24 protein-coding genes are annotated in these 25,655 nt (G+C 63.1%); 9 read left to right on the plus strand and 15 right to left on the minus strand.

All coding sequences use genetic code 11. From position 1 onward, the window contains the following. The first annotated feature begins 16 nt into the window (after positions 1 to 16). Entirely contained in the window at positions 17 to 928 is a 912-nt protein-coding gene (gene ygfZ / locus EL255_RS17900) for a tRNA-modifying protein YgfZ (RefSeq protein WP_042653062.1), read from the plus strand. Between the two features lie 26 nt (positions 929 to 954). Here ygfZ and EL255_RS17905 read toward each other — a convergent pair whose 3' ends face one another. Further along, complete coding sequence (locus EL255_RS17905) at positions 955 to 1,860, minus strand: LysR family transcriptional regulator (protein ID WP_042653063.1); 906 nt, start codon at positions 1,858 to 1,860, stop codon at positions 955 to 957. A gap of 122 nt (positions 1,861 to 1,982) precedes the next feature. Here EL255_RS17905 and EL255_RS17910 point away from each other — a divergent pair, with 122 nt between their 5' ends. Then, a complete protein-coding gene (locus EL255_RS17910) occupies positions 1,983 to 2,420 on the plus strand; it encodes a PACE efflux transporter (RefSeq protein ID WP_042653064.1) in 438 nt (145 codons plus the stop codon). Between the two features lie 77 nt (positions 2,421 to 2,497). Here EL255_RS17910 and EL255_RS17915 read toward each other — a convergent pair whose 3' ends face one another. Beyond that, on the minus strand, positions 2,498 to 2,839 hold the full coding sequence (locus tag EL255_RS17915) for a hypothetical protein (protein ID WP_042653065.1): 342 nt from the start codon (positions 2,837 to 2,839) through the stop codon (positions 2,498 to 2,500). Between the two features lie 193 nt (positions 2,840 to 3,032). Between EL255_RS17915 and cutA the strand changes: the two genes are divergently transcribed. The 3 genes from cutA (at position 3,033) to EL255_RS17930 (ending at position 5,685) form a co-directional block, all read left to right on the plus strand. Beyond that, complete coding sequence (cutA, locus tag EL255_RS17920) at positions 3,033 to 3,350, plus strand: divalent-cation tolerance protein CutA (RefSeq protein WP_042653066.1); 318 nt, start codon at positions 3,033 to 3,035, stop codon at positions 3,348 to 3,350. Then, positions 3,347 to 5,128 carry a protein-disulfide reductase DsbD gene (locus EL255_RS17925; RefSeq protein ID WP_042653067.1) on the plus strand — a complete coding sequence of 594 codons (1,782 nt, stop codon included), beginning with the start codon at positions 3,347 to 3,349 and terminating at the stop codon, positions 5,126 to 5,128. Before cutA ends, EL255_RS17925 begins: the two co-directional genes overlap by 4 nt. Positions 5,129 to 5,262: 134 nt before the next feature. Beyond that, on the plus strand, positions 5,263 to 5,685 hold the full coding sequence (locus EL255_RS17930; RefSeq protein WP_042653068.1) for a hypothetical protein: 423 nt from the start codon (positions 5,263 to 5,265) through the stop codon (positions 5,683 to 5,685). 4 nt (positions 5,686 to 5,689) lie between these two features. Here the strand turns inward: EL255_RS17930 and EL255_RS17935 are convergent, their stop codons facing one another. The 11 genes from EL255_RS17935 to EL255_RS17985 all read right to left on the minus strand — a co-directional run bounded on the left by EL255_RS17935 (position 5,690) and on the right by EL255_RS17985 (position 16,925). Continuing rightward, positions 5,690 to 6,112: a hypothetical protein gene (locus tag EL255_RS17935; RefSeq protein ID WP_126623402.1), complete on the minus strand. Its 423-nt coding sequence runs from the start codon at positions 6,110 to 6,112 to the stop codon at positions 5,690 to 5,692. Further along, on the minus strand, positions 6,079 to 6,822 hold the full coding sequence (locus tag EL255_RS17940; RefSeq protein ID WP_197720907.1) for a TenA family protein: 744 nt from the start codon (positions 6,820 to 6,822) through the stop codon (positions 6,079 to 6,081). The genes EL255_RS17935 and EL255_RS17940 overlap by 34 nt, the downstream gene beginning before the upstream one ends. 190 nt (positions 6,823 to 7,012) lie before the next feature. After that, positions 7,013 to 8,317: an NAD(P)/FAD-dependent oxidoreductase gene (locus tag EL255_RS17945; protein WP_126623403.1), complete on the minus strand. Its 1,305-nt coding sequence runs from the start codon at positions 8,315 to 8,317 to the stop codon at positions 7,013 to 7,015. 303 nt (positions 8,318 to 8,620) lie between these two features. Beyond that, positions 8,621 to 9,700 carry a class II fructose-bisphosphate aldolase gene (fbaA, locus tag EL255_RS17950; protein ID WP_042653072.1) on the minus strand — a complete coding sequence of 360 codons (1,080 nt, stop codon included), beginning with the start codon at positions 9,698 to 9,700 and terminating at the stop codon, positions 8,621 to 8,623. A 116-nt stretch (positions 9,701 to 9,816) separates the two neighbouring features. Beyond that, positions 9,817 to 10,980 carry a phosphoglycerate kinase gene (locus EL255_RS17955; RefSeq protein WP_042653073.1) on the minus strand — a complete coding sequence of 388 codons (1,164 nt, stop codon included), beginning with the start codon at positions 10,978 to 10,980 and terminating at the stop codon, positions 9,817 to 9,819. 62 nt (positions 10,981 to 11,042) lie between these two features. Then, positions 11,043 to 12,053, minus strand: coding sequence for an erythrose-4-phosphate dehydrogenase (epd, locus tag EL255_RS17960; protein ID WP_042653074.1), 1,011 nt, complete (start codon positions 12,051 to 12,053; stop codon positions 11,043 to 11,045). A 47-nt stretch (positions 12,054 to 12,100) separates the two neighbouring features. After that, positions 12,101 to 13,030 (minus strand): ROK family protein, encoded by a 930-nt coding sequence (locus EL255_RS17965; RefSeq protein ID WP_042653075.1) that lies wholly within the window; start codon positions 13,028 to 13,030, stop codon positions 12,101 to 12,103. A gap of 216 nt (positions 13,031 to 13,246) precedes the next feature. After that, positions 13,247 to 14,314 (minus strand): uroporphyrinogen decarboxylase, encoded by a 1,068-nt coding sequence (hemE, locus tag EL255_RS17970; protein ID WP_042653076.1) that lies wholly within the window; start codon positions 14,312 to 14,314, stop codon positions 13,247 to 13,249. 162 nt (positions 14,315 to 14,476) lie between these two features. Beyond that, positions 14,477 to 15,262 (minus strand): NAD(+) diphosphatase, encoded by a 786-nt coding sequence (gene nudC / locus EL255_RS17975; protein ID WP_042653077.1) that lies wholly within the window; start codon positions 15,260 to 15,262, stop codon positions 14,477 to 14,479. A 153-nt stretch (positions 15,263 to 15,415) separates the two neighbouring features. Beyond that, the gene (locus EL255_RS17980) at positions 15,416 to 16,021 is read right to left on the minus strand and encodes a TIGR04211 family SH3 domain-containing protein (protein WP_042653078.1); all 606 of its coding nucleotides are present in this window, start codon (positions 16,019 to 16,021) and stop codon (positions 15,416 to 15,418) included. A 151-nt stretch (positions 16,022 to 16,172) separates the two neighbouring features. Then, positions 16,173 to 16,925, minus strand: a complete 753-nt coding sequence (locus EL255_RS17985; RefSeq protein ID WP_042653079.1) for a potassium channel family protein — start codon at positions 16,923 to 16,925, stop codon at positions 16,173 to 16,175. Positions 16,926 to 17,024: 99 nt separating this feature from the next. Here EL255_RS17985 and EL255_RS17990 point away from each other — a divergent pair, with 99 nt between their 5' ends. The 3 genes from EL255_RS17990 to glnE all read left to right on the plus strand — a co-directional run bounded on the left by EL255_RS17990 (position 17,025) and on the right by glnE (position 21,949). Beyond that, positions 17,025 to 18,275: a methyl-accepting chemotaxis protein gene (locus tag EL255_RS17990; protein ID WP_042653080.1), complete on the plus strand. Its 1,251-nt coding sequence runs from the start codon at positions 17,025 to 17,027 to the stop codon at positions 18,273 to 18,275. A 206-nt stretch (positions 18,276 to 18,481) separates the two neighbouring features. Beyond that, entirely contained in the window at positions 18,482 to 18,928 is a 447-nt protein-coding gene (locus EL255_RS17995) for a GNAT family N-acetyltransferase (RefSeq protein ID WP_042653081.1), read from the plus strand. Positions 18,929 to 19,072: 144 nt separating this feature from the next. Then, positions 19,073 to 21,949, plus strand: a complete 2,877-nt coding sequence (glnE, locus tag EL255_RS18000) for a bifunctional [glutamate--ammonia ligase]-adenylyl-L-tyrosine phosphorylase/[glutamate--ammonia-ligase] adenylyltransferase (RefSeq protein WP_042653082.1) — start codon at positions 19,073 to 19,075, stop codon at positions 21,947 to 21,949. A gap of 61 nt (positions 21,950 to 22,010) precedes the next feature. On the opposite strand, the gene EL255_RS18005 is transcribed toward glnE, so the two are convergent. Beyond that, a complete protein-coding gene (locus tag EL255_RS18005) occupies positions 22,011 to 22,745 on the minus strand; it encodes an SDR family oxidoreductase (RefSeq protein ID WP_042653083.1) in 735 nt (244 codons plus the stop codon). A gap of 321 nt (positions 22,746 to 23,066) precedes the next feature. On the opposite strand from EL255_RS18005, the gene EL255_RS18010 reads away from it, so the two are divergent. Further along, the gene (locus EL255_RS18010; protein ID WP_042653084.1) at positions 23,067 to 23,294 is read left to right on the plus strand and encodes a hypothetical protein; all 228 of its coding nucleotides are present in this window, start codon (positions 23,067 to 23,069) and stop codon (positions 23,292 to 23,294) included. A 162-nt stretch (positions 23,295 to 23,456) separates the two neighbouring features. On the opposite strand, the gene EL255_RS18015 is transcribed toward EL255_RS18010, so the two are convergent. Continuing rightward, entirely contained in the window at positions 23,457 to 25,631 is a 2,175-nt protein-coding gene (locus EL255_RS18015; protein ID WP_042653085.1) for an AsmA family protein, read from the minus strand. Between the last annotated feature and the right edge of the window lie 24 nt (positions 25,632 to 25,655).

Raw genomic sequence — 25,655 nt, forward strand, 5'->3', positions numbered from 1 at the left:
TCTCTGGAATACCATCGTGAGCCTGCTAACGCCTGTTTTTCCTGCCGAGCCAACCCTCTTCCCCCTGACTGACCTCGCCATCACCAGCCTGAGCGGCATCGATCGTGTCAAATATCTGCAAGGCCAGGTCACCTGCGATGTCAATGCGCTGCAACCGGGTCAGAGCACCCTCGGCGGCCACTGCGATGCCAAGGGCAAGCTGTGGAGCGATTTCCGTCTGCTCTGCCTCGAAGAGCATCTGCTGCTGCTGACCAAGTCCTCGGTGCTGGCGCGCCAGCTGCCCGAGCTCAAGAAGTTCGCGGTGTTCGCCAAGGTCGAGATCGCCGCCTATCCGGATCAGGCGGTCGGTGTGGCCGGCCAGGGAACGGATGCCTGGATGGCGGCGCAGTTCGCCATTGAAACGACGGCCCTCATCCCGGGCGGCATGGCGGTGCGGATCGAAACCGATCGCTGGCTGCTGGTCACCGAGCAGCCGCTGAGCCTCGGCCTGCCCGCCGGGCAGGAGTCACTCTGGTGGGGACTGGACATCAAGGCCGGCATCCCGCACCTGGAAGCCGTGCATCAGGGGGAATACATTCCCCAGATGCTGAACCTGCAGGCGCTGGACGGCATCAGCTTCACCAAGGGCTGTTACATGGGGCAGGAGATAGTGGCGCGCGCCAAGTATCGCGGCGCCAACAACCGGGCCCTGTTCGTGCTGGCGGGCTCGGCTGCCAATCCCGTAGCCAGTGGCGATGCGCTGGAGATCCGGCTCGGTGACAACTGGCGGCGCAGCGGCATGGTGCTGAACGCCTGGCAGCAGGATGGCCAACTGTGGCTCACCGCCGTGCTGCCAAAAGATACCGAGGCCGACGCCCAGTTCCGCCTCAAGCAGGAAGAAGCCTCCAGCCTCAGCCTGCAAGCGCTGCCCTACCCGCTGATCGACTGAGTTCGCGGCCCGACCATAACAGACACTCAGGAGGCGCGCCCCACCTGCTCACGCCGAGCATGCTGGATCAGCGCCTCCTTCAGCCAGCGCCCCGCGGCGCCAAGCGGCTGCGCCCGCTGCCACAGCAACTCTATCCCCATGCTCCACTCCTGATCCAGGAACGCAACGGGCAGTTTCACCACCTCGCCCCGGGTCAACGGCCCCTGCAGCAGGTACTCCGGCACCGAACCCCAGCCCAGCCCCCGCTTGATCAACTCCAGCACAGCACCGTCCCCCTCCACCCACCAGACATTGGGGGAGAAGCGAAACCGCTCCCGCTCCACGCCGCCCCGGCGGCCGGTCACCATCAGCTGGCGGGCGGTCTTCAGCTCGGCGAGTCCGATGGGGCCCTTGCTCGCCAGGGGATGGGTCGGGGCGGCGATGATGGGGAGATTCAGCCGGCCAAGGGAGTGAAAGGCCAGCGCCGGATCTTGCTGCAACCGCTCGTAGCTGATGCCGAGGTGCGCCCGCCCCTCCTGCAGCAGCAGGGTGAGATCCTCGAGCATGGGGAAGAGCAGCTCCAGCTCCAGCATGGGGAACTCGCAGGCGAAGCGCTCAAGCACCTCACTGATCCAGGGCAGCTGGGAGCCGTCATCGATGGCCAGGGTGAGGCGGGGCTCCACCCCGCCGTGCAACTCACGGGCCACCGCCTGCAACTGATCACTGCTGGCCAGCACCGACTGGGCTTCCACCCTGAGTCGCTCCCCCGCCGCCGTCAGCACCGGGTAGCGACCCGAGCGATCGAACAACTCGAGGCCGAGATCGATCTCCAGGTTGGCGATGGCCGTGCTCACCACGGATTGGGCCTTGCCCAGCCGGCGGGCGGCGGCCGAGAAAGATCCCGTCTCCGCCGCCGCCAGCAGCGCCTTGAGTTGTTCCAGTGAAAGGTTCATGTCTCAGTCTCCCTCATCAATGTATCTATTTTAACGATACATACTAACGAGCACCTATGCGTTTTTATGGATAGATTAGCCCCCATCATGTCGTTAGACACATTGCTTAGAGGGAGATGAATATGCGTAACACTCGCGACCGCCTGCGCCATGCCGTTGGTTTTGAACTGATTGGCCTGTTGATCGCCGCCCCCCTGGCAAGCTGGGTCACCGGCGTCGGCCTCAATCATATGGGTCCGCTTGCCCTGTTCTTCTCGGTGGTCGCCACCGTCTGGAACTATGTCTACAACATCGGGGTGGACAAGCTGTTGCTCCGCTATCAGGGCCACACCCACAAGTCGCTGTGGCAACGAGTCCTGCATACCTTCGGCTTCGAGGGGGGGCTGCTGCTGGTTGCCCTGCCGGTGATGTCCTGGTGGCTCGACATCAGCCTGCTGGAGGCGCTGGTGCTGGATCTGGGCTTCGTGCTGTTCTACCTGGTCTATGCCTTCGTCTACAACTGGAGCTATGACAAGGTGTTTCCCATCCCGGGCCAGTCGGCACAGCGAGTTACGGGTTAACAGAGTACGGGGATAAACGAGGCACCATCATGCGGCAGACATGATGGTGCTGAGAGGGCTGACGGGGAGACCCGTGCTCAGGCCTGGGCCTTCGCCTCTTCGGTGGGGGCCTCGGTCTGGGCCGCTTCCTGGTTCAGCATGGCCTCGAGATCGCTCTGGTACTGGTTCAGCATCCGCTGGGCCGCGACCAAGTCACCCTTGTGCAGACGCTCGAACAGATGGTGCTGCACCACGCCGTTGAGGTACTCCACCGTGATGGGTTGTTCCAGCGCCGACAGCAACTCCTCTTTCTCCAGCTCGGCGTTGATTTCATCGACGCTGGTACGCAGCAGACCGGCCAGTTGCACCAACATGCGGCGCTCGCCTTCACGCAGCAGGCTCAACATGCGGTTTCTCTGCTGCTCATTCTGTTGGGTCATACATTTCCTTACGTAGAGTGTGAACAAGCCCGCTCATTCTGCCCTGTCCTTTTCACAGCGTCTATCTCAGGCGCATCACTTATTTGTGCGCCGGGTGCCGGGCCCGCATCGGGTGCTATTTCCCCCTTTGCTCGGTATAGTAACGGCTGATCCAGAGGGCCGACTGGCCCCCTCAGACGAGACCTGTCATACCATGACCGACGCCATTCTGGTGCTCTGCACCTGTCCAGACGAGACCAGTGCCGACCTCATCTGCGAGCAACTGCTGACCAGGCACCTCGCCGCCTGCATCAATCAACTGCCAGGGCTCACCTCCGTCTATCGCTGGCAGGGGAAAATTGAGCGCGCGCGCGAAATCCAGCTCATCATCAAGTCCAGGGCCCCGCTGTTCGAGCCCCTGCGCCAGTGCATCCTCGAGCATCATCCCTATGAGGTGCCGGAAGTCCTGGCGCTCCCGACAAGCCAGGGCCATCAACCCTATCTCGACTGGTTAACACAGGAAACCTCATGATCGTGCTGCGCCTGCTCTCACCCCTGCTACTCCTGCTGGCCCTGCTGACATCCCCCGCGCAGGCCAGCAGCAACGACCTGCTGAGCTCCCTCGGCATCGAGGCCGGCACCCAACCCAAGTTCCTGAAGGTCGATGAGGCCTTCGTCCTGGACAGCGAACAACAGGGTGACAAGCTGCTGCTGAGCCTGCGCATCGCGGATGGCTACTATCTCTACCGTCATCGCTTCAGCTTCCAGGGGCAAAACCTCGCCTTCGACGCCCCCGAGTTGCCCGCGGGCACTGAGCACGAGGACGACTTCTTCGGCAAGACCCGGGTCTATTACCAGGAGGTGCAGATCCCCGTCACCCTGACCGAGGTAGGCCAGCAGGCCAGCCTCAAGATCAGCTATCAGGGCTGTACCGATGGCCTCTGCTACCCGCCCACCGACAAGCTGATCGAGGTGCAGCCCATCGCAGCCACCCCAGCCGTCAGCGCTGCGGGAGCGGCGAGCGCCGACCCAGCCACTGCGCCGGCCAGCAGCCAGCAGGATCGGCTGGCGGCCGCCCTTGGCAGCCAAGGCTTCTGGCTCAGCATCGCCGCCTTCTTCGCACTGGGGCTGGGGCTCGCCTTCACCCCCTGCGTCTTCCCCATGTACCCCATCCTGACCGGCATCATCGCCGGCGCCGGCCAGCGCCTCTCCACCCGTCGCGCCTTCCTGCTCTCCTTCGTCTATGTGCAGGGCATGGCGGTCACCTATACCCTGCTCGGGTTGGTGGTGGCCTCGGCCGGGCTCAAGTTCCAGGCCGCGCTGCAGCACCCCTATGTGTTGATCGGCCTCTCCGTCATGTTCGTGCTGCTGGCGCTCTCCATGTTCGGGCTCTACACCCTGCAACTGCCGAGCAGCCTGCAAACCCGGATCGTAGGCCTCTCCAATCGCCAGCAGGGCGGCTCGGTGGCGGGAGTCGGCATCATGGGCATGATCTCCGGCCTGGTCTGCTCCCCCTGCACCACGGCCCCGCTCTCGGGGGCGCTGATCTACGTGGCACAGAGCGGCGATCTCTGGCTCGGCGGTGCGGCGCTCTATGCGCTCTCCCTGGGGATGGGGCTGCCACTGCTGCTGCTCGGCACCTCGGGGGGCAAGCTGCTGCCCAGAGCCGGCGCCTGGATGGATGTGATCAAGCAACTGTTTGGTTTTGCGCTGCTGGCGGTGCCCGTGCTGCTGCTGTCCCGACTGTGGAGCGAGCAGGTCACCAGCCTGCTCTGGCTGGGCTGGGGCCTGCTGCTGTGCGGTTACCTCTACCATCATCAGCAGCGTCAGCCCCACTCCATCGGCAGGAGCCTGTGCGGCTTCGTGCTGCTGCTGGCGATGATGGGGGCCGTGGTGGCGGCCAGGGATCTGTTGCTACCCGACCAGCGGCCCCAGGCCAGCACCCAGACCCAGGCGCCGCCGTTTATCCGCATCAAGACCCTGGATGATCTCAGGACCCAGCTCGCCGCCGCCCGTGGCAAGCCGGTGCTGCTGGATCTCTATGCCGACTGGTGCGTGGCCTGCAAGGAGTTCGAGCACAAGACCTTCAGCGATCCCGCGGTGCGTGCCCGCTTCAACGACATGGTGTTGCTGCAGGCGGATGTCACCGCCAACGACGATGTCGACGTCGAGCTGCTCAACGGCCTGAACGTGTTGGGACTGCCGACCCTGATCTTCTTCGACAGCGCCGGTAATGAGGTCAGCGGTCAGCGGGTGACCGGCTTTATGGGCCCCGCCGAGTTCCTCGGCCAGCTCGACAAGCTGCGCTAACCAGAGGCCGGCTCGGAGCCCCTGAGTCGGCGTTCTCGTCAGCCGGCAGTCACTGATTTTTCTGACCATCCCTTGTATCTGCGGGGCGGCATGGCAAAATTCGCCCTTTCCCGTCTCGTTCGTCCGGAGTTTTGATGAAAAAGTGGTTCATCCCCCTGCTGGCCCTCTGGCTCTCTGGCTGCAATACGGGTCCAGGTGAAGAGGCGATCCAGAGCCAGGTCACAGCCAAGCTGCAGGCCGAAACCGATCCCAATCTGTTTGATATCAGTGACTTTACTGTACTTGGCAAGGAGGAGCGGATGGACGGCGTCTACCTGGTCAAGGTGAGCTACCAGGTGCGCTTCAAGCAGGGACTGGATCAGCTGCAGATCCTGCACGATGAGGATCTCGTCTACGACAGGGTCGGCCCCTTTCAGCAGGAGATGGCCCTGATGGAGCTGGAGCGCAAATACGGCGAGTTCGAGGCGGGACAGGCGCTGCCACAAGAAACCGAAGTCTGGATGATGAAGACGGAACAGGGCTGGCGCCTGGCGGTGCCAACCCAGCAAGCAGGTTGATGCCTTACCCTTTATTCTTCCAGGCGACCAGCGAGATGGCGACATCGTTATAATCGCCATCATTCTGGTCTTCGATGGAAATATTATATCCATAGCCAATGACAGAGCCGTCATTGGTCGTAATATTATAAGTGTTGATACTGCTGCTCAATGCTGCGGATTGAGGTTCATCTATCAGCAATTTGACCTGCCCATTCTGAACAAAGTCTGCCCCCTGCGCCAGCGGTGGATTAATATCCACGCTCTGCTTCTGATTATCAAAATATACCTTACTGCCATCATAGAGCTTCGCCTTCACTTGGAATCCAGCCTGAGTCGTCACAAACCAGGACATATAATAACCGGCAGGGAATGAGTCGATATTAAATATTTTACTCGCCATGATATTGCCCCTCAGGATTGGGTTGCCGACAAGAAATTCTGCCACTCGAAATTCATGGCCGTGGAGTAGATGCTCTGTGCCTTGTTTTCATCTATGGCTCCGGGATGTGCACGCTGGTATTGATCCAGAAAGTTGCCCATGGCATAGGCACCGGAGGTGCTGTCGTTACCCGTTATCCAGGGGCCATACAGGTTGCCGGGCGATGGTGGCATCAGCTGATTGGCGAGCCAGTACCAGAGGTATTCGCAAGGGATCATCATGATGAGGGTGTAGATGGGATCGGCATGGGAGGCCGTGTCCGACTCGAATTGGGCATAATCACGGCACGCGGGGGTGGGCACCACCCCGCTGGCATCACGGACATGCCATATAGTGGGAAACGCCTCGTTATACGTCTGGTATCTTTTATATTTCTCCAGCAGGAAAAATTTTAATCCCTCATCATCCGTGCGACTCTCCGCCGCCAAGTAACTCTGGGCACCGTTAAAACAATAATAAGCATCACTGACGTTGAATCCACCATAGATAACGGGGTCCAGATTGGCATTCTTGATACCGTCAATATAGGGGGTCACCAGTGTCTTCTGCGCAATAGGCAGACAGGGTTGCCATAAACGCCAGAATAGAGAGTCGACAGGAGGAGGGGCACTGGACAAGCCATGCCTCTCCAGCAACATATTGTCAAACTGGAGCCGTCTTGGGCTGAACATATTATTTTCCTTATATCCCGTGTCATTGCAGGAACGGGTCGCCATGGTGACTCCCGCGCCTTCCGTGCCAGCCACCAACAAGGATTCGTTCGTGAACAAGCCAGATCACTATAGCCAAGGAATAAGGTTTCATATGATGCTTAACCACCTTTCGGTGATCACACAGATCAGGAGGTTGATTTCCAATATGTTTTTGTTTGCCGGCCCTCCTGCCCATGGAGAGGCCGGCGCGAGATCACATCAGATCCTTCATCCTGTGCCACAGCATCCCCAGCGCCAGCAGGGGAGAGCGCAGGGCCGGGCCGCCGGGGAAGGTCATGTGGGGTACGGTGCTGAACAGATCGAAGCCGCGACTCTCCCCCACGATCGCCTCCGCCACCAGCTTGGCCGCCATGTGGGTGGCGTTGAGGCCATGACCTGAATAGGCCTGGGCGTAGAACACGTTGGGATATTCCTTGAGGCGCCCGATCTGCGGCAAGCGGTTGGCCCCTATGCCGATCATGCCACCCCACTGGAACTCGATGGCGGTGTTGGCCAGCTCGGGGAAGACCCGCAGCAGCTTGGGCAGCATAAAGGCCTTTATATCCTTAGGATCGCGCCCCGAGTAGTTGCAGGCACCGCCAAACAGCAGCCGGCCATCGGCCGACAACCGGTAATAATCGAGCGCCACGTTCTGATCGCACACCGCCATGTTTTGCGGCAGCAGGCGCTGGCGCAGCCGCTTCTCCAGCACCTCGGTGGCGAGGATATAGGAGCCGGCCGGCAGCACCCGGCCACCCAGCTCGGGATTGAGATCGTTGAGGTAGGCGTTGCAACCGATCACCAGATAGTCGGCGCTGACCCGGCCATGGGCCGTGGTGACCTCTACCCGATCGCCATAGTCGATGTCGATCACCCTGGACTGCTCGAACAGCGCCACACCGAGGCTAGCCGCGGCACGGGCCTCGCCGAGCGCCAGGTTGAGGGGATGCAGGTGGCCGGAGCCCATGTCGATCATGCCACCAATATAGCGCTCGGAACCGACCACCGAGCCCATCTCGGCCTGGGGCACCAGCCTGGTCTCATGCTGGTAACCCAGGCTGGCCAGATGCGCCATCTCCTCCTCGAATCCGGTCAGATGGCGCGCCTTGGTAGCGAGATCGCAATAGCCCCAGCGCAGGTCGCAGTCGATGTTGAAGCGCTCGATCCGCTCGCGCACCAGCTGCACCGCCTCCAGCCCCATCAGATCCAGCTCGCGTACCCCCTGCTCGCCGATCCAGCGGGCAAACTGGCTGGTGTCGTGGCCGATGCCACGGATCAGCTGACCGCCGTTGCGGCCCGAGGCGCCCCAGCCGATGCGGTTCGCCTCCAGCAGGGCCACCCTGTAGCCCGCCTCTGCCAGATTGATGGCGGTGTTCAGCCCGGTGAAGCCACCGCCTATGATGCACACATCGGCATCGAGCTCACCGCTGAGCTCGGGCCACTGCTGATGGTCGTTGCGGGTCGCCGCATAGTAGGAGGTGACGTGCTCCTGGTGTCCGTTGTGTCTTCCTGTCTGCATACTCAGCATCCTGCCTTGGTCGCACTCGTTTACTAAATTAAACAATCTGTCATCGATAATACCCACCCAATGGGCACTGATCCAGCCTGTCGGGATCACAGAAATGCAAAAGGTGCCCCAAAAGGCACCTTTTTATCCTCATCTCCTGGCTCAGCCTGCTCCCGGAGTGCTGTAGCACAGCAGGCGCCACTGATAAGAGCGCCTTGTCATCGCCACCAATCCTGACCCCATATGCCTCCGGAGCGCAGCAACGCAAAAGGCGCCCCGAAGGGCGCCTTTTATGCAATCAGCGACGGTAACGAATTACAGTACGTTGATGGCGTTCAGGTCGGAGAAGGCTTTCTCCAGACGAGCGATCATGGAAGTCTGACCGGCACGCAGCCATACGCGCGGATCGTAGAACTTCTTGTTCGGCTTGTCAGCACCTTCCGGGTTGCCCAGCTGGCCTTGCAGGTAGGCTTCGTTGGTCTTGTAGAAGTTCAACAGACCTTCCCAGGTAGCCCACTGGGTGTCGGTGTCGATGTTCATCTTCACGACGCCGTAGGAGATGGATTCGCGGATCTCTTCCAGAGTGGAACCTGAGCCACCGTGGAACACGAAGTCCAGGGACTTGGCAGGCAGACCAAACTTCTCGGAAACGAATTTCTGGGAAGCGTCCAGGATGGACGGGGTCAGCTTGACGTTACCCGGCTTGTAGACACCGTGCACGTTGCCGAAGGAGGCAGCGATGGTGAAACGCGGGCTGATCTTGGACAGACGCTCGTAGGCGTAGGCCACGTCTTCCGGCTGGGTGTACAGGGCGGATTGATCCATGTGGCTGTTGTCCACACCGTCTTCTTCGCCACCGGTGCAACCCAGTTCCAGCTCCAGGGTCATGTTCATCTTGGCCATGCGAGTCAGGTACTCACAGCAGATGTCGATGTTCTCTTCCAGCGGCTCTTCAGACAGATCCAGCATGTGGGAGGAGAACAGCGGCTTGCCGGTCTCGGCGAAGTGCTTCTCGCCCGCGTCCAGCAGACCGTCGATCCACGGCAGCAGCTTCTTGGCGGCGTGGTCGGTGTGCAGGATAACCGGAACCCCGTAGGCGGCAGCAACGGCGTGCACATGCTTGGCACCGGAGATGGCACCCAGGATGGCGGCTTGCTGACCTTCCAGCTTCAGGCCCTTACCGGCGGTGAACACGGCACCACCGTTGGAGAACTGAACGATGACCGGAGCCTTCACATTGGCGGCAGCTTCCAGTACAGCGTTGACGGAGTCGGTACCGACGCAGTTAACGGCTGGCAGAGCGAAGCCGTTTTCTTTGGCGATGGCGAACACTTTTTGAACGTCATCACCAGTGATTACGCCGGGTTTTACGAAGTCGAAAATTTTCTTAGACATGTTAAATCGTCCTGTTCTCGTATGCCGTTAATAAAAAATGGGGGGTTCATCATGAACCGGCACAGCGGTCACATGATAAACGAAACGGGAGGCTTTTGCCCCCCGTCCCGGGTCAATTAGGCCTTGGCGCGCTGTTCCAGCATCGCAACGGCTGGCAGTACCTTGCCCTCTACAAACTCCAGGAAGGCGCCGCCGCCGGTGGAGATGTAGGAAACCTTGTCAGCGATACCGAACTTGTCGATAGCGGCCAGGGTGTCACCACCGCCAGCGATGGAGAAGGCCGGGGAGGCTGCGATCGCTTCGGCGATAACCTTGGTGCCTGCCGAGAACTGGTCGAACTCGAACACACCGACCGGGCCGTTCCACAGAATGGTCTTGGCGTTCATGATGATGTCGGCCAGGGCCTTGGCAGAGTCAGGGCCGATGTCGAAGATCATGTCACCGTCGGTCACGTCAGCGACGGACTTGATGGTAGCCGGGGTGGATTCGGAGAACTCGGTACCCACGACCACGTCGGTGGTCACCGGAATGTTGGTCTCGGCGGCCAGTTTCTTGGCGGTGTCGAGCAGGTCGTGTTCGCACAGGGACTTGCCGACGTTGTGACCGGCAGCGGCGATGAAGGTGTTGGCGATGCCACCACCGACCACCAGCTGGTCAGCGATCTTGGAGAGGGATTCCAGCACGGTCAGCTTGGTGGAGACCTTGGAGCCGCCCACGATGGCAACCATCGGGCGCTCGGGCTTCAGCATGGCCTTGCCCAGGGCTTCCAGCTCACCGGCCAGCAGCGGACCGGCACAAGCAACGGGGGCGAACTGAGCCACACCGTAGGTAGAACCTTCGGCGCGGTGGGCAGTACCGAATGCATCCATTACGAAGATGTCACACAGGGCGGCGTATTTTTTGGCCAGCTCTTCGGTGTTCTTCTTCTCGCCCTTGTTGAAGCGGCAGTTTTCCAGCACAACCAGCTCACCGGCGGCGACTTCTACGCCATCCAGGTAATCCTTGGCCAGGCGAACCGGGCAGGACAGAGCGTCTTTCAGATAGTTGACAACCGGAGCCAGGGAGAATTCTTCGTTGTATTCACCCTCGGTCGGACGACCCAGGTGGGAGGTGATCATCAGCTTGGCGCCCTTTTCCAGAGCCAGCTTGATGGTCGGCAGCGTTGCCACGATACGTGCGTCGGAAGTGACCTTGCCGTCTTTTACCGGTACGTTCAGGTCAGCACGGATCAGAACGCGTTTACCCGCCAGATCCAGGTCGGTCATCTTGATAACAGACATATTCAGTCCTCTATATTTTCAGGTAATGTTAAAAACAGTAACCTTGCGCCCGGTGCAGGCTCTCAGCCTGCGGCCATCATGGCCCGGGTGGTATCCAGCATACGGTTGGCGAAGCCCCATTCGTTATCACACCACATCAACATCTTGACGAGGTTGGCATCGCTCACCCGAGTCTGGGTACCATCAATGATGCAGGAGTGTGCATCATGATTAAAGTCTACGGAGACCAAAGGCTCTTCCGTGTAATCCAGGATACCGCTTAATGTACCTCTGGATGCCCGTTGCAGGGCTTGATTTACGTCAGTAACTGTCACTTTTTTACGAACAGTAATACTGAGATCCATCGCCGTTACGTTGATGGTCGGCACCCGCACCGCGATCGCCTCGAACTTGCCGGCGAAGTGCGGCAGGATCCGCTCCAACCCCTTTGCCAGCTTGGTATCCACCGGAATGATGGACTGGCTGGCGGCGCGGGTTCGGCGCAAGTCGCTGTGGTAAGCGTCGATGACTTGCTGATCGTGCATGGCCGAATGAATTGTCGTAATAGTACCACAATTTATCTCGAACTCTCGATGCAATGTTTCGATGACGGGCACCACGCAGTTGGTGGTACAGGAGGCATTGGAGACGATCCGCTCCCTTCCCGTCAGCACCTGATGGTTCACCCCGAAAACGATTGTCGCGTCCACGTCCGCATCCGCCGGATGAGCGAACAGCACCTTGCCCGCCCCCGCGCCCAGATGGCGTTCGGCATCGGCCCGCGAGCCGAACACCCCGGTGCAGTCCAGTACCACGTCCACCCCCAGCGCCCGCCAGGGCAGATTGGCCGGATCCCGCTCGGCAAACAGGGGGATGAGATCCTCCCCCACCAGCATGCTGTGACCCGCCAGTTGCACCGGATGGCGGAAACGGCCGTGGCTGGTATCGAAGCGGGTGAGGTGCACCATGGCCTCGGGGGCCGCCAGTTCGTTGATTGCGACTATCTTGATGGTCTTGTCACGGCCGCTCTCGTAGAGGGCCCGCAGCACGTTGCGACCGATGCGCCCGTACCCGTTGATGGCAATCTTGATCATGGAAAATGGGTGTCCTTAGCGACGGCAAAAGAGGGCCTATGGATGACTCACGACAGCAGGGCATCCTGGAAGACGCCTCTGGCCAGCAGCGCAGCCCCGAAGACACCGGCGCTGTCCCCGAGTGAGGGCGCTATGATGGGGGTGGCGAAGCGGGGGTTGAAGAGGAACGGCAGCACCGTCTGACGACCCGCCGTATAGAGGCTCTGTACGTTGCCGACCCCGCCGCCGATGACGATGACGTCCGGATCCAGAATGTTGACCACGTTGGCCAGTGCCTGACCGAACAGCAGGTGCAGCCGGTCGATGGTGAGTTTGGCCACGTGATCGTGGGCGCTGGCCGCCGCAATCTGGGCGAGGGAGAGGTGGCGCTTGGCCTTGGCCTGATACCAGGCCTCCAGCGCGGGGCCACTGATGAAGGTCTCGACGCAGCCGCGCTTGCCGCAGTAGCACTCGGGCCCATCGGGAGAGAGCACGTTGTGGCCCCACTCCCCGGCGATGCCGTGGTGGCCGTTGAGGATCTGGCCGTTGATGACGATGCCGGAGCCGACCCCGGTGCCCATGATGATGCCGAACACGACTTTCGCATCCGGATGATGCTGGCGCACCGCCCCGAGATGGGTTTCCGCCAGGGCGAAGCAGTTGGCATCGTTGGCGATGAGCACAGGCACGCCGAGCCGGCGCTCCAGATCTTCCTTGAACGGCTTGCCGTTGAGCTCTGTGGTGTTGCAGTTCTTCATCAGCCCGGTCTGGGGATCCCGCGCCCCCGGTGTGCCCATGCCGATGACGGCCGGGCGCTGACCGAGCTTGCCGGCGCACTCGTCCACCAGCTTGGCGATCTGGCCTATCATGTGCTCGTAACCGCCACGGCGCTCGGTGGGGATGCGATGGCGCAACAGTACCTCGTCGCCATCGAGCACCACGCACTCGCACTTGGTCCCGCCCAGATCGATACCCCAATCCCACGACTTCTTGCTCATTCTGCCTCCTGCATGGCGAGCGAGACGGCCGATACGCGGCCTCGCACGCTGTCGCTCATCTTGTGTGTGGCCACCGCCACAGATGGCGCAGTGTAACCCGAGCCGGGGCCGGCGCGCAGTACCCAAAACAGTGCAAGGGCCAAAACGGCGCCTCCCCGGATAACACAACGGGGCCCTGGGGCCCCGTTGTCATGATGCTGATGCTGCGGTTCGACCTCAGCGGCCGTGATACTGGGCGGAGAGCTCGTGCACCGCGTTGACGAAGACGCCGGCGTGCTCAGGATCCACATCCTGATGGATGCCATGGCCCAGGTTGAAGACGTGGCCGTTGCCGCTGCCAAAGCCCGCCAGGATGGTGGCGACCTCTTCGCGGATGCGGGCGGGGGCGGCATAGAGCATGGAGGGATCCATGTTGCCCTGCAGCGCCACCTTGTCGCCGACCCGGCGCTTGGCGTCGGCGATGTCGGTGGTCCAGTCCAGCCCCAGGGCGTCGCAACCGGTGGCGGCGATCTGCTCGAGCCACTGACCGCCGTTCTTGGTGAACAGGGTCACAGGCACGCGGCGGCCCTCGTGTTCGCGGATCAGGCCGTCGACTATCTTGTGCATGTACTGCAGGGAGAAGTCGCGGTAATCGCGCGGGGTCAGCACCCCGCCCCAGGTGTCGAACACCATGACCGACTGGGCACCGGCCTTGATCTGGGCGTTGAGATAGGCAATCACGCTGTCCGCCAGCTTGTCCAGCAGCAGGTGCAGGGTCGTGGGCTCGGCGTACATCATCTGCTTGATCTTGGTGAACGCCTTGGAGCTGCCCCCCTCCACCATGTAGGTGGCCAGGGTCCAGGGGCTACCGGAGAAGCCGATCAGCGGCACCTCGCCCTTCAGCTCGCGGCGTATGGTGCGCACCGCGTTCATCACGTAGCCGAGTTCATCTTCCGGATCCGGCACGGGCAGCGCCTGCACGTCGGCCATGGATTTGATGGGACGCTCGAAGCGGGGGCCTTCGCCGTGTTCGAAGTAGAGGCCAAGCCCCATGGCGTCGGGGATGGTGAGGATGTCGGAGAAGAGGATGGCGGCATCGAGGGGATAGCGGCGCAGGGGCTGCAGGGTGACTTCACAGGCCAGCTCGGCGTTGCGGCACAGGGACATGAAGTCCCCCGCGACGGCGCGGGTCGCCTTGTATTCCGGCAGGTAACGGCCAGCCTGGCGCATCATCCACACCGGGGTCAGGTCCACATCCTGGCGCAGCAGGGCACGCAGGTATCGATCGTTCTTCAGCTCTTTCATCCCAGTTCCTGAGTCATATCCAGCATAAAATGGCGGATATGATACCACTTTGTGCGCGGCGGCGGGCGGCCCAAACGCACGATGCGGCCACCGGAGTGCAAAGATGTGAAGGGGCGCAAACAAGCGCCCCGTTTTTGTCCCGCCAGCGAACTCAGCCGACCCTCACGCTTCCTCGCCGAGACAGAGTGTGATCAGCCGCCGCGCTATGGTGCCGTGAGGGGGCAACCGTGGCAGCCGATCGGCGCCGAAGAAGTCGGCCGCCACCAGCTCCTCGTCCTGCACCCGGATCTCGCCACCCTCGTAGTCGGCGATGAAGCCCATCATCAGGCTGTGGGGGAAGGGCCAGGGCTGGCTGGCGACGTAGCGCACCTTGCCCACCCGGATGCCGCTCTCCTCGAACACCTCCCGTGCCACGCACTGCTCCAGGTTCTCCCCCGCCTCCACGAAACCGGCCAGCACCGTATACATGGGATCGTCCACCTGATAGTGACGGCGATGGGCAGCCAAGAGGATCTCCGGCCCCTTGCGCACCGCCACTATGATGCAGGGAGAGATCCGCGGGTAGACGACGTGGCCCTGCCGGCACACCTGTGCCCACTCCCCCGCCTTGGGGGCCATGGGGGTGCCGCACTCGCCGCAGAAGCGGTGGCTGCGACGGAAGGTGGCCAGCTGCCAGGCGCGGCCCGCGAGACGAAAGCCCTCCTCATCCCCCGCCACCATCAGCTGGCGCAGCGGCATCATGGCCGATGGCTCGCCCTCGGCCTCCGCCCCCAGATCCAGCAGATGGCAGGGCAGATCGTCCCATTGGTCGAAGCGCTCGAACGGGGCCTCATGCAGGTGGGCGGGGAGCTGGGCACGGGGGCCCTGTGGGATCTGCCCCTGTTCATCCAGCAGGACGAGATGATCGCCCCCCAGCACGAACCAGCGGGCCTGTTCGGTTAATGGCATGAGATGAAAGCTCTTGTTGAGATGGTGGTGCAGGGCACAGACAAGTGAGGCTCATCTTACGACCGGGCGGCCGTCGTGGCGACCAGATTGCCACCGCCATGCACAAAAAAAGGGCCGCCATGGCGACCCCTCTCATCCAACCGGCACAGCCGATCAGTTCATCCAGCGCTCGCTGCTCTTGCGACGACGCGGCAGCATGGGCAATAAGATACCAAGCAGGATGCCACCCCCCACCATGGCACCACCGCGGATGAACCAGTCCATCTGCATGTCGTGCTCCTGGTTGTCATAGCTCTGAGTCAGGGCGTCATTCTGCTCCTTGAGACTGCTCATCTCGGCGCTCTGGCTGCCGAGCTGGGTCTTCAGGCTGGCGATCTCCTTGGTCTGTTCGGCGATCTTGCCATCCTTCTCGGCGAAGCGTCGCTCGTTGTCGCCATTGAGGTTCAGCAGGCGGGCCTTGGCCTCTTCCAGCGCGGTTTCAACCTGGGGCAGACGCTCACGCAGGCTGATGTCGGCTTGCAGTTCGCTGTTTTTGATCCAGCCCTCGCGGCCACGGTCGTCTACCACCTGGGTAAAACCGGCCGCATTGTTCACCGCCTTGACCTCCAGCGGTTCACCGGCCTTGACGCTGCCGAGGATCCGGTACTGGGTGCCAGGACCGTTGTGGATAAAGGTAAAGATGTTGTCTGAAACATAACGGGTATCGGCCAGGGCCTGTTGGGCACACAAGCAGATCAAAATCCCGAGAAGGGCGCGCATGGTCGATCGATTCTCTTCGTTGAGTTAGGTGACAGGCCGAATGTTAAGCTGCTGGCGGGTCAAAGGACAAGCAAAGAAAAGCGCCTCCCCCCTCGCCGTGAGGCAGGTCGCCCCTTCCCCCGTTTGCCACGCGACCATTCCAGACGCCGGGCTACTTCTGTTTCAGTGCCTGCACCTCTTCCCGCAGTGCCTTGAGCTCCTGCAGCAACAGCGCCTGCTGTTCAGTCTGCTGGTGCCGCCACTTTGCGGTGTCATCGTTGGTCTTGCCGGGATGGACGAACAGGCTGGCCATGAAGCCGCTGAGGGCACCAAACAGGCCCACCCCGAACAGGATCAGCAGGCTGGCGACGAAACGCCCCTCTTCAGTCCTCGGCACCAGATCGCCGTAACCCACGGTAGAGAGCGTCACCAGCGTCCACCAGAAGGCGTCATAGGGTGTCTGGATCAGGCTGCCCGGCTTGTCCGCCTCTACCCAGAACATGACGCAGGACCCCACCCCCAGCAGCAGGAAGAACAGAAACAGGATGCCGGAGAGGGTGGTCTCGTTGCGCTCGCGCCGAAACATGCCGAGCAGATCCGGCCTGTCCCGCAGCAGCTGATAGACCCGCCACAGCTGGATCAGCCGCGCCCAGCGCAGCTGTTCCACCATGGGCAGGCTGCCGGGCAGGTAGAACCAGTTCGCCTTGAAGAAGGCCATCCGATCGGGGGCACGAACCCAGCCATAGGCGAAATGGGCGAGGAAGAAGTAACAGATCAGGCTGTCGATGTCATAGAACAGCTGCAGAGTCATCGGGCTCCACGAACCATGCCCCCACCAGCGGGCACAGACCAGAGCGACGGAGATCACCGACAGAAACGCCATCAGCAGATCCATGGCGCGCAGGTGAGTTAAGTGATGTTGCATGCATTTTCCTACTTTAGGCACGGAGCTAAGTAATAAAAGTGAAGATAATGCCGATAGTCATGATGACAAAGGGAAAATGGACCCTAGAAGGAGAAAACTATGCAGTTAAATTCGCTGGAACGGCGCATGAGCAACATTCGACTGGTGCCCAAGGTGGTGCTGCTCATGGTGTTCAGCACGCTGCTGTTGCTGGCCAAGCTCTGGTTCGATGCCAGCAATCTGGAGGCCACCCTGCTCGGCGAGGGGATCGAGGCCGCCAAGGCCAACGACATCGCCGATCGCCTGCTCTGGAGCGGCCTGATGGAGACCGCGCTGATGGGGGTCATCTTCGTCGTCCTGCTGCTGACCGGCTCCCGCCTCATGGTCAAGCAGGTGCACTACCTGGTGGGACTGCTTGAGCGGTTCGCTCGCAAGGATCTCAGCCACAGCGTCTTGCTCAAGTCCCGCGACGAGTTCGGCGACATCGCCAAGGCGGTCGCCCACTCCCAGGAGAACCTCAAGCAGGTGTTCGGCACCCAGCGCGTCGCCTGCAAGGAGCTCAACGACATCGCCTCCCAGGTCACCCTGTGCATGGAGGAGGCCAACGAGGCGATCAGCGAGGAGTTCGTCCAGATAGAACAGCTGGCCAGTGCCATGAACCAGATGGTCGGCGCCATTCGCGAGGTGGCCAATCATGCGGAGCAAGCCTCCCACGCCACCGCCGACGCCAGCCTGCTGGCCGAGGAGGGCAGTCGCTGCGTGGCGGCTACCGTCAGCACCATAGACACCCTGTCCGGCAACATCCAGCGCTCCTCCGCCGTGGTCAACGAGGTCGAGCACGGCGTCGATCGCATCGGCTCGGTGGTGGACACCATCCGCGGCATCTCGGAGCAGACCAACCTGCTGGCGCTCAACGCCGCCATCGAGGCCGCCCGTGCCGGCGAGGCGGGTCGCGGCTTCGCCGTGGTCGCCTCAGAGGTGCGCGAGCTGGCCAACAGAGCCCAGGCCGCCACCGTCGAGATCCAGAAGATGATCGAGCAGCTGCAGGGCAACGCCCGCCAGGCCGTCGGCCTTATGAGCGAGAGCGTTCAGCAGGCCGACAAGGGGGTGGCGCAGGTGACCCAGGCCGGCGATCAGCTCGCCACCATAGTGCAGCGGGTACGGGGGGTGGCAGACATGAACCGCCAGATCGCCGCCGCCTCCGAGCAACAGAGCGCCGTCGCCGAGGAGATGAGCGCCAACCTGGAGCAGGTCAAGCAGGTGGTGGAAGGATCCGTGGTGGTGCTGCGGGAGCTGCAGGAGGCCTCCGAACTGGTGGAGCACCACAGCCAGACCCTGGACACCCATATCCAGGCCTTCAAGCTGGCCTGATGGCATCAACCTGGTACGCACAAGGGCCCCGTCAGGGGCCTTTCTTATTGATATCACAGCAAGGTGTCAGAAAGGGGGAAGGACCACAGCTAGACCCTGGACATCCATGCCACCCAGGCCTTCAAGCTGGCCTGATGCCGTGATTTGAGTAAACTGGGAGGCCCCGCGAGGGGCCTTTCTTATTCATGTCACGGCAAGGAGCCAGGATGCAGACAGCACAACACTCTTCCCAACTGGAGATCAGCGACGACAAGGGGCGGCTCGACGTGTCGCTGATCCACCAGTTCCTGTCCGAGGAGGCCTACTGGTGCCTCGGCATTCCGCGCTCGACCCTGCAGCGCGCCATCAACCACTCCCTCTGCTTCGGCGGTTATCTGGCGGGCCAGCAGGTGGCCTTCGCCCGGGTCATCACCGACAGGGCCACCTTCGGCTACCTGGCGGATGTGTTCGTGCTGCCCGAGCATCGTGGCCAGGGCCACAGCAAGGCGCTGATCGCCGCCATCCTGGCTCACCCCGAGCTGCAGGGGCTGCGCCGCCTGAGCCTGGCCACCTCGGATGCCCAGGGCCTCTATGCCGGCTTTGGCTTCAAGCCACCGCGCACCCCGGCCAGCCTGATGGAAATCTACGATCCCGAGATCTATCGGCGCCCCTGAGCCCCTGCCGCGCCGGCAGCCCATTTTTCCCCGCGGGATCATGCTTCTCGCCCCCAGCCTGTGACGGGCCGGCGTGGCAATGGTAGATTGGCTGCCGGCGTTTTCATTCCCTCTGCAGATCCGTTAACCACAAGGACGGCAACCGTGGCCCAGCATTCACCTTCTCTCCCCTCTGCTCTGCCCCCCATTTTGCAAGATCAGGCCCTGCGCCAGTGGCAACGGCTGCTCGATCTGGCCCCCGTTTATGGCGATCTGCCCGCGGTGGAGCAGCAGACCCTGCTGACCCTGCTCGGCCTCTCCGACTTTGTCTCCGACTGCCTCATCAAGCAGCCGGAGCTGCTGGCACAGACCCTCGCCTCCGGAGATCTGGCGCGCGGCGAGCGCTGGCCCGCCTACCAGCCCGAGCTGGCGGCGCTGCTGGCCGAAGTCCATGACGAGGAGACCCTCAAGCGCGTGCTGCGCCAGTTCAGACGCAGCCGCATGCTGGTGATCGCCTGGCGCGAGCTGCTGGGTCAGGCCGAGGTAGAGGAGAGCTTTATCCATCTGACCAAGCTGGCGGATGCCCTCATCTGCGGCGCCCGTGACTGGCTCTACGCCAGGCAGTGCGTTGAGCTCGGCACCCCCATGGATGGCAATGGCGATCCCCAGCCGCTGCTGATCCTCGGCATGGGCAAGCTGGGGGGCGGCGAGCTGAACTTCAGCTCCGACATCGATCTCATCTTCACCTTCCCGGAGAACGGCTACACGGTCGGCGGACGGCGCGAGCTGGCCAATCAGCAGTTCTTCATCAAGCTCGGCCAGCGGCTGATCAATGCCCTGCACCAACCCACCCAGGATGGTCAGGTGTTCAGGGTCGACATGCGGCTGCGCCCGTTCGGCGAGGCGGGGCCGCTGGCCATCTCCTTCGCCGCCATGGAGGATTACTACCAGCACCACGGCCGCAACTGGGAACGCTACGCCATGGTCAAGGCGCGGGTGCTCGGCGCCCAGTGTGAGCAGGCCCAGGCCCTCACCGAGCTGCTGCGCCCCTTCGTGTTTCGCCGCTACATCGACTTCGGCGTCATCGACGGCCTGCGCCAGATGAAGGCGATGATCGCCGCCGAGGTGCGCCGCAAGGGGCTGGAGGGCAACATCAAGCTCGGCTCCGGCGGCATCCGCGAGGTGGAGTTCATCGCCCAGGCGCTGCAGCTCATCCGCGGTGGCCGCGAACCCGCCCTGCGGGTGTGCCACCTGCCCGAGGCGCTGGCCGCCATCGCCCAGAGCGGGGCACTCGAGGAGACCCGCTGTCAGCGGTTGCTGGAGGCTTACCGCTTCCTGCGCCGGGTCGAGAACATACTGCAGGAGATCGGCGATCAGCAGACCCAGACCCTGCCCACCGAGCAGCGGGATCGGCTGCGGCTGATCACGGCCATGGGCCTTGATGACTGGCAAGCCTTCATGGCCCGGCTGGACGAGGAGATGGCCGCGGTCCATCAGGAATTCGTCGCCGTGGTGGGGGAAGAGAAGGAGGCCCCGGCCCACCTGGAGCAGCTCTGGCTCGATCTGTGGCGCACCGAGCTCGATGCGGGCGAGCTGGAGCAACTGCTGACCGCCCAGGGGGTCGAGGATCCGACCCCGCTCTGCGCCGCTCTGCTGCGTTTCAAGGAGGAGTACCGGCGCCGCCAGGTCGGTCCCCAGGGGCGGATCGCCCTGGACTGGCTGATGCCGGAGCTGCTGCGACTGGTGGTGGCGAGCCAGGCGCCGGCCCGGCTGTTCGAGCGGGTCTGCACCCTGCTGACCCGCATCTTCACCCGCAGCGCCTACCTGCAACTGCTGGCGGAGAACCCCGCCGCCCTGCGCCAGCTGGTGCGGCTGTGTGACGCCAGCCACTTGGTGAGCGAACAGCTCGCCCGCTACCCCATCTTGCTGGACGAGCTGCTCGATCCCCAGCACCTCTACCACCCGACCCCGCTGGATCAGTACAAGCCCCAGCTGCGCCAGTTCCTGCTGCGCATCCCCGAGGAGGACGTGGAGCAGCAGATGGAGGCGCTGCGCCAGTTCAAGCAGGTGCAGCTGCTACGCATCGTCGCCGCCGACATCGCCGGCGCCCTGCCGCTGATGAAGGTGAGCGATCACCTCACCTGGCTGGCGGAGGCGATCACCGAGGAGGTGGTCAATCAGGCCTGGCTGCAGATGAGCGAACGCTACGGCGTGCCGCCCGAGGTGACGGCGAGCGGCCAGCGCGGCTTCGCGGTGGTGGCCTACGGCAAGCTCGGCGGCATCGAGCTCGGCTACGGCTCGGATCTGGATCTGGTGTTCCTGCACGGCGGCGATCCCAACCGCTACACCGATGGGCCCAAGTCCATCGACAGCCGCCAGTTCTACCTGCGCCTGGCCCAGCGCATCCTGCACCTGTTCAGCACCCGCACCCCGTCCGGCATCCTGTACGAGATCGATATGCGACTGCGCCCCTCCGGCGACGCCGGCCTGCTGGTCTCGTCCCTGGCCGCCTACGAGCAGTACCAGCAGAACGACGCCTGGACCTGGGAGCACCAGGCGCTGGTGCGGGCCCGCCCCATCTACGGCGACGACGTCATCCAGGCCGAGTTTGGCCGGGTGCGCCGCGCCGTGCTCGCCAAGGAGCGCGATCTCCCTACCCTGGCCAGGGAGGTGCGCGAGATGCGCCACAAGATGCGGGATCACCTGCTCAAGGCCGGCGAGGGGGAGTTCGATCTCAAACAGTCCCCCGGCGGCATGGTGGACATCGAGTTCATCGCCCAGTATCTGGTGCTGGCCCATGCCAACGGCGAGCCGGACGCGTTGACCCGCTGGTCCGATAACGTGCGCATCTTCGATGAGTGCGTGCTGGCGGGGGTGCTCAGCCTGGAGCAGGCCGAGGGGTTGAAGCAGGCCTACCTGGAGATCCGCAACCTCGGCCATCGCCTCAACCTGTCGGAGATCTCCCGCAAGGTGGGGGACGACCAGCTGCTGCCCGAGCGCGGCCATGTGCTGGCCGTCTGGCAGCAGCTGCTGGGGGAATGAGTAGCCAGGGAAGTAATGAGAAGGGGCGCCGCAGCGCCCCTTCTGCTTGCGTGGCCTGCCCCTATCGTCCACCGGCCAGATCGATAAAGGTGCCGGTGGCATAGGAGGCCTCGTCCGACAACAGCCAGGCGATGGCGGCGGCCACCTCGGCCGGCTGGCCGCCCCGCTGCAGCGGGATCTGGTTCTTCACCCGCTCCACTCGGCCGGGCTCGCCCCCATCAGCATGCATCTCGGTATGGATGAAGCCGGGCCGCACCCCGTTGACCCGGATCCCCTGCGCCGCCACCTCCAGCGACAGGCCTTTGGTCAACACGTCGATGGCCCCCTTGGAGGCGGCATAGTCGACATATTCCCCCGCGGCGCCGAGGCGGGCGGCGGCCGAGGAGACATTGACGATGGCGCAGCCCCTGGCCATGCGGCGCACCGCCTCGCGGCAGCAGAGGAAATAGCTGGTCACATTGGTGGTCAGGGTCTTGTTGATGCGCTCGGCACTCATCTCCAGCACCTTCATCTGTGGCTGCAAGATGCCGGCGTTGTTCACCAGATGGGTGATGACGCCCAGTCTCGCGTCCATCTCATCGAACAGCCGCACCACCTCGGCCTCGACGCTGACGTCCGCCTGCACGGCGATGCAATCCACCCCGTGGCGGGCCTGGAGCTCGGCCACCAGCGCCTCGGCCGCCGCCCGCTGCTGCCGGTAGTTGATGCAGAGCCGGTAGCCCTGCCCCGCCAGATGATGGGCCGTCGCCGCCCCTATGCCCCTGCTGCCACCGGTGATCAATGCGTTCCTGTTCATCGCGCCTCCTTGCCCATCGCTGTTGCTGGCCCCCGATACTACCCCATGGCCGGACAACTGCAACGGCCACCCGGACCAGGTCGCGCGCCGCTCAAAAAAGAGGCATTGCCCATGAATGGAAAAGGCCGTGGCGCCGGTCTTGTTGAATACGCGTCGTCAATGCCGTCCGGGATGATCCGGTTGCCCAACCGGATCGTAAACAGGATCCGTGAGTCACAGCCTCCGTGAGCGCAATGTCGGAGGTCCGCTCCTCACCAAGATGACGTCACACGGACACTCGACCAAGACTGGCCGGGTGCCGGAATGTCCAAGGAGTAGAAGATGCATGCAACCGGTAACACCATCAGCCGTCTGACTGGCGCCGCCCTGGCAATGGCGGCCGTTTTCCTGTCTGGCGCGGCGATGGCCGCCAACACGGGGCAACATGGCGAAGATCAGGTCCAGTGCTCGATGGCAAGCAGCTGCAAGGGTCAGAGTGCCTGCGAAGACCAGAGCGTTCGCAGCATGACCCGGGAAGAGTGCAACTCCAAGGGGGGCAAGGTCCGTTAAGCGGACGACGCCGTTCTTGTCATGGCCGACACCCGCTCAGGGTGCCGGCCTGTTTTTTTATGGCCATTTCCCCCTGGGCCTCACTCTCCCTTATCGGGTAAACCGCGCCAAACAAAACGGGCCCGATGGGCCCGTTGTCATGAGGATCACAGCTGACGCTGTTTACTTGAACAGCCCCTTGAGCAGCTGATCCGCCACCCCCTTGATCTGCTCATCGTCGGCCTTGTCCCCCAGCAGCTTCTTGAGACCGCGTTCGGCCTCCTTGCGCGCCTTGTCCTCCAGCACCTTGTTGCTGCTGAGCAGCTCCTTCACGTCCAGCCGGTAGCTGGGGGCCTGCCAGTGGCCGCCGATGCGCACCGGTATGGTGACGTCATTGAGCTCATCCACCGTCTTGCCGCCCTGGCCCTTGCTGCTCTCGACGATAGAGGTGAGGAACAGGAAATCGAGGCTCTCGGGCACCAGCGCGCTCTGGCCCTGGCCCTTCACCCGCAGGGCGGGGGCGGAGAGCTGGATGTCATCGCTGCTGGCCACGCCGTTCGCTATCTGGAAGCTGGCGCTGAGGTCGCTGAAGTCGGTCTTGCGCACCTCCTTCACCTGCTCGGCCCGCTGTCCCTTCAGGGTCGCCCTCGCCTCGCGGATCATCTCAGCCAAGTTGATGCCGTGCAGGGCGCCGTCGCTCATCTTGAGGCTGATCTTGCCCTGCATCTGTTTGCGCAACGCCAGTTGCGACAGCCCGGTGCCCTGCACCTGCACGTCGAGATCGCCCTTGCCTTCCAGCAGATCGCTCTGGGCCAGGGTCTGCAGCAGCGGGCGCACGTTCACCCCCAGCACCCGCTTGTGGGCCTGATAGCTGACGGGCTGCTGACGGGCATCGATCACCCCGTTGGCGCTCACCCGGCCACCGGCCACCCCGGCGTTGAACTGTTTGAGATCGAGCCGCCCGCCCGCCAGCACCAGCTGCAGGTCGACGGCGCTGAGATCCAGCCCCCGCACCCGCAGGCTGCCCAGTTGCAGCCGGCCGGCCAGATCGAGCTGCCTGAGGGCGCTCAGGTCCGGCTCCACCGCCGAGAGCGCCTGATCCACCTTGGCGGGGGCTGCCTTGTCGGCCGCGACCGGGGCAGCCGGAGCCGTCGTTGCAAGAGCAGATGCCGTCTTGGCCGGGGTCGCTTTGCCAAGCCAGGCGTCGAGATCCAGCTTGTCACCCTTGAGATCGAACTCGATCCTCGGCAGGGCCCCGAGCTGCACCACGGACTCGCCGCTCAGCAGTGCCTCATCGGCGCTCACCACCAGCTTGCTCAGGCTGACCCTCTGCTTGTCCAGCTCGGCGCGGGCGAAGCCCGCCAGCTTGAGGTTCATCTGCGGGCGTGGCAGGGCGTCGCCCTTGAGATTGGCCGAGAGCACCGCATCCGACAGCTCCACCAGCTTGAGATTCTTGTCGAGCCGCGCCTTGAGGGTTCCCTCCAGCGCACCGGTCAGGGCCGGTTTGTCCCCTTCCCCCTGGCCGCCGTTCAGGCTCACGCTGAGGCTGCTCCACTCCCCCAGCGCCAGTCGATCGGCCTTGAGGGTGAAGCTATCCAGTCGCCGGCCCGGCTCGCTGAGACTGCCGCTCAGGGTCAGATCCTTGAGCGCGCTGGCCAGCGTATCCCGGGCCGGCTTGAGCTCCCCCTGCCCCTTGAGATCGAAGGCGAGTTGGCCCTGACTCCCCTTGGCGGCAAGGGTCACCGGCACCCACTGCCCCAGGGTCAGCTTGCCCAGGCTGAGATCGAGGCGATCGAGGCGGGAGACTGTGCCCTTGCGATCGTCCCGCACCAGGGCGCTGGCCTGCTCCAGCACCACCCCCTGCAGATCGATCTGCCAGGGCTGGCCGTCGCTCGCGGGGGCCGGCGTGGCAGGGGCCTTGCTCTCGCCGCCTTGGGCGGCAGCCTTGTCAGACGGCGCCGCGGCATCCTTGATCAGGCCGCTCAGGTTGGAGCTGCCATCGGCCTTGGTCTGGATGAATAAATGGGCGCCATTCAGGGTCACGGCCCCTATCTCCAGCCGGTGGGAGAGCAGCGGCAGCAAGGCGACCGAGGCGTCCCCCTGCTCGAAGCGGATGAGATCCGGCTCGGCAAAGCCCGCCGGGTTGCGCAGCGCCACCTTCTCGAGGGAGAGGCCGAGGCTGGGCCAGAAACGCCAGCCGATGTCCCCCTCCATCACCAGCTCGCGGCCGGTGTTCTTCCTGACCTGCTCCGCCAGCTGGGGCTTGAACTGGTTGGGGTCAACCAGCGAAATCAGGGCGGCGATGGCCACCACGGCGGCCAGTGCCAACCCCAACAGTATGTAGATGATCTTCTTCACGACGAACTCCTCAATGCAGATCCT

The organism is Aeromonas encheleia, assembly GCF_900637545.1.
Taxonomy (GTDB): domain Bacteria; phylum Pseudomonadota; class Gammaproteobacteria; order Enterobacterales; family Aeromonadaceae; genus Aeromonas; species Aeromonas encheleia.

Excerpts from the sequence above, each read along its gene's own strand:
- hemE (WP_042653076.1), bottom strand. The coding sequence starts at position 14,314 with ATGAAAGAGCTGAAGAACGATCGATACCTGCGTGCCCTGCTGCGCCAG.
- epd (WP_042653074.1), bottom strand. The coding sequence starts at position 12,053 with ATGATCAAGATTGCCATCAACGGGTACGGGCGCATCGGTCGCAACGTG.
- EL255_RS17905 (WP_042653063.1), bottom strand. The coding sequence starts at position 1,860 with ATGAACCTTTCACTGGAACAACTCAAGGCGCTGCTGGCGGCGGCGGAG.
- EL255_RS17985 (WP_042653079.1), bottom strand. The coding sequence starts at position 16,925 with ATGCAACATCACTTAACTCACCTGCGCGCCATGGATCTGCTGATGGCG.
- EL255_RS17945 (WP_126623403.1), bottom strand. The coding sequence starts at position 8,317 with ATGCAGACAGGAAGACACAACGGACACCAGGAGCACGTCACCTCCTAC.
- EL255_RS17965 (WP_042653075.1), bottom strand. The coding sequence starts at position 13,030 with ATGAGCAAGAAGTCGTGGGATTGGGGTATCGATCTGGGCGGGACCAAG.
- EL255_RS17990 (WP_042653080.1), top strand. The coding sequence starts at position 17,025 with ATGCAGTTAAATTCGCTGGAACGGCGCATGAGCAACATTCGACTGGTG.
- nudC (WP_042653077.1), bottom strand. The coding sequence starts at position 15,262 with ATGCCATTAACCGAACAGGCCCGCTGGTTCGTGCTGGGGGGCGATCAT.
- EL255_RS18010 (WP_042653084.1), top strand. The coding sequence starts at position 23,067 with ATGCATGCAACCGGTAACACCATCAGCCGTCTGACTGGCGCCGCCCTG.
- fbaA (WP_042653072.1), bottom strand. The coding sequence starts at position 9,700 with ATGTCTAAGAAAATTTTCGACTTCGTAAAACCCGGCGTAATCACTGGT.
- EL255_RS17980 (WP_042653078.1), bottom strand. The coding sequence starts at position 16,021 with ATGCGCGCCCTTCTCGGGATTTTGATCTGCTTGTGTGCCCAACAGGCC.
- EL255_RS17925 (WP_042653067.1), top strand. The coding sequence starts at position 3,347 with ATGATCGTGCTGCGCCTGCTCTCACCCCTGCTACTCCTGCTGGCCCTG.
- EL255_RS17955 (WP_042653073.1), bottom strand. The coding sequence starts at position 10,980 with ATGTCTGTTATCAAGATGACCGACCTGGATCTGGCGGGTAAACGCGTT.
- EL255_RS17915 (WP_042653065.1), bottom strand. The coding sequence starts at position 2,839 with ATGACCCAACAGAATGAGCAGCAGAGAAACCGCATGTTGAGCCTGCTG.
- EL255_RS17940 (WP_197720907.1), bottom strand. The coding sequence starts at position 6,822 with ATGGCGACCCGTTCCTGCAATGACACGGGATATAAGGAAAATAATATG.
- EL255_RS17995 (WP_042653081.1), top strand. The coding sequence starts at position 18,482 with ATGCAGACAGCACAACACTCTTCCCAACTGGAGATCAGCGACGACAAG.
- EL255_RS17910 (WP_042653064.1), top strand. The coding sequence starts at position 1,983 with ATGCGTAACACTCGCGACCGCCTGCGCCATGCCGTTGGTTTTGAACTG.
- EL255_RS17930 (WP_042653068.1), top strand. The coding sequence starts at position 5,263 with ATGAAAAAGTGGTTCATCCCCCTGCTGGCCCTCTGGCTCTCTGGCTGC.
- EL255_RS18005 (WP_042653083.1), bottom strand. The coding sequence starts at position 22,745 with ATGAACAGGAACGCATTGATCACCGGTGGCAGCAGGGGCATAGGGGCG.
- cutA (WP_042653066.1), top strand. The coding sequence starts at position 3,033 with ATGACCGACGCCATTCTGGTGCTCTGCACCTGTCCAGACGAGACCAGT.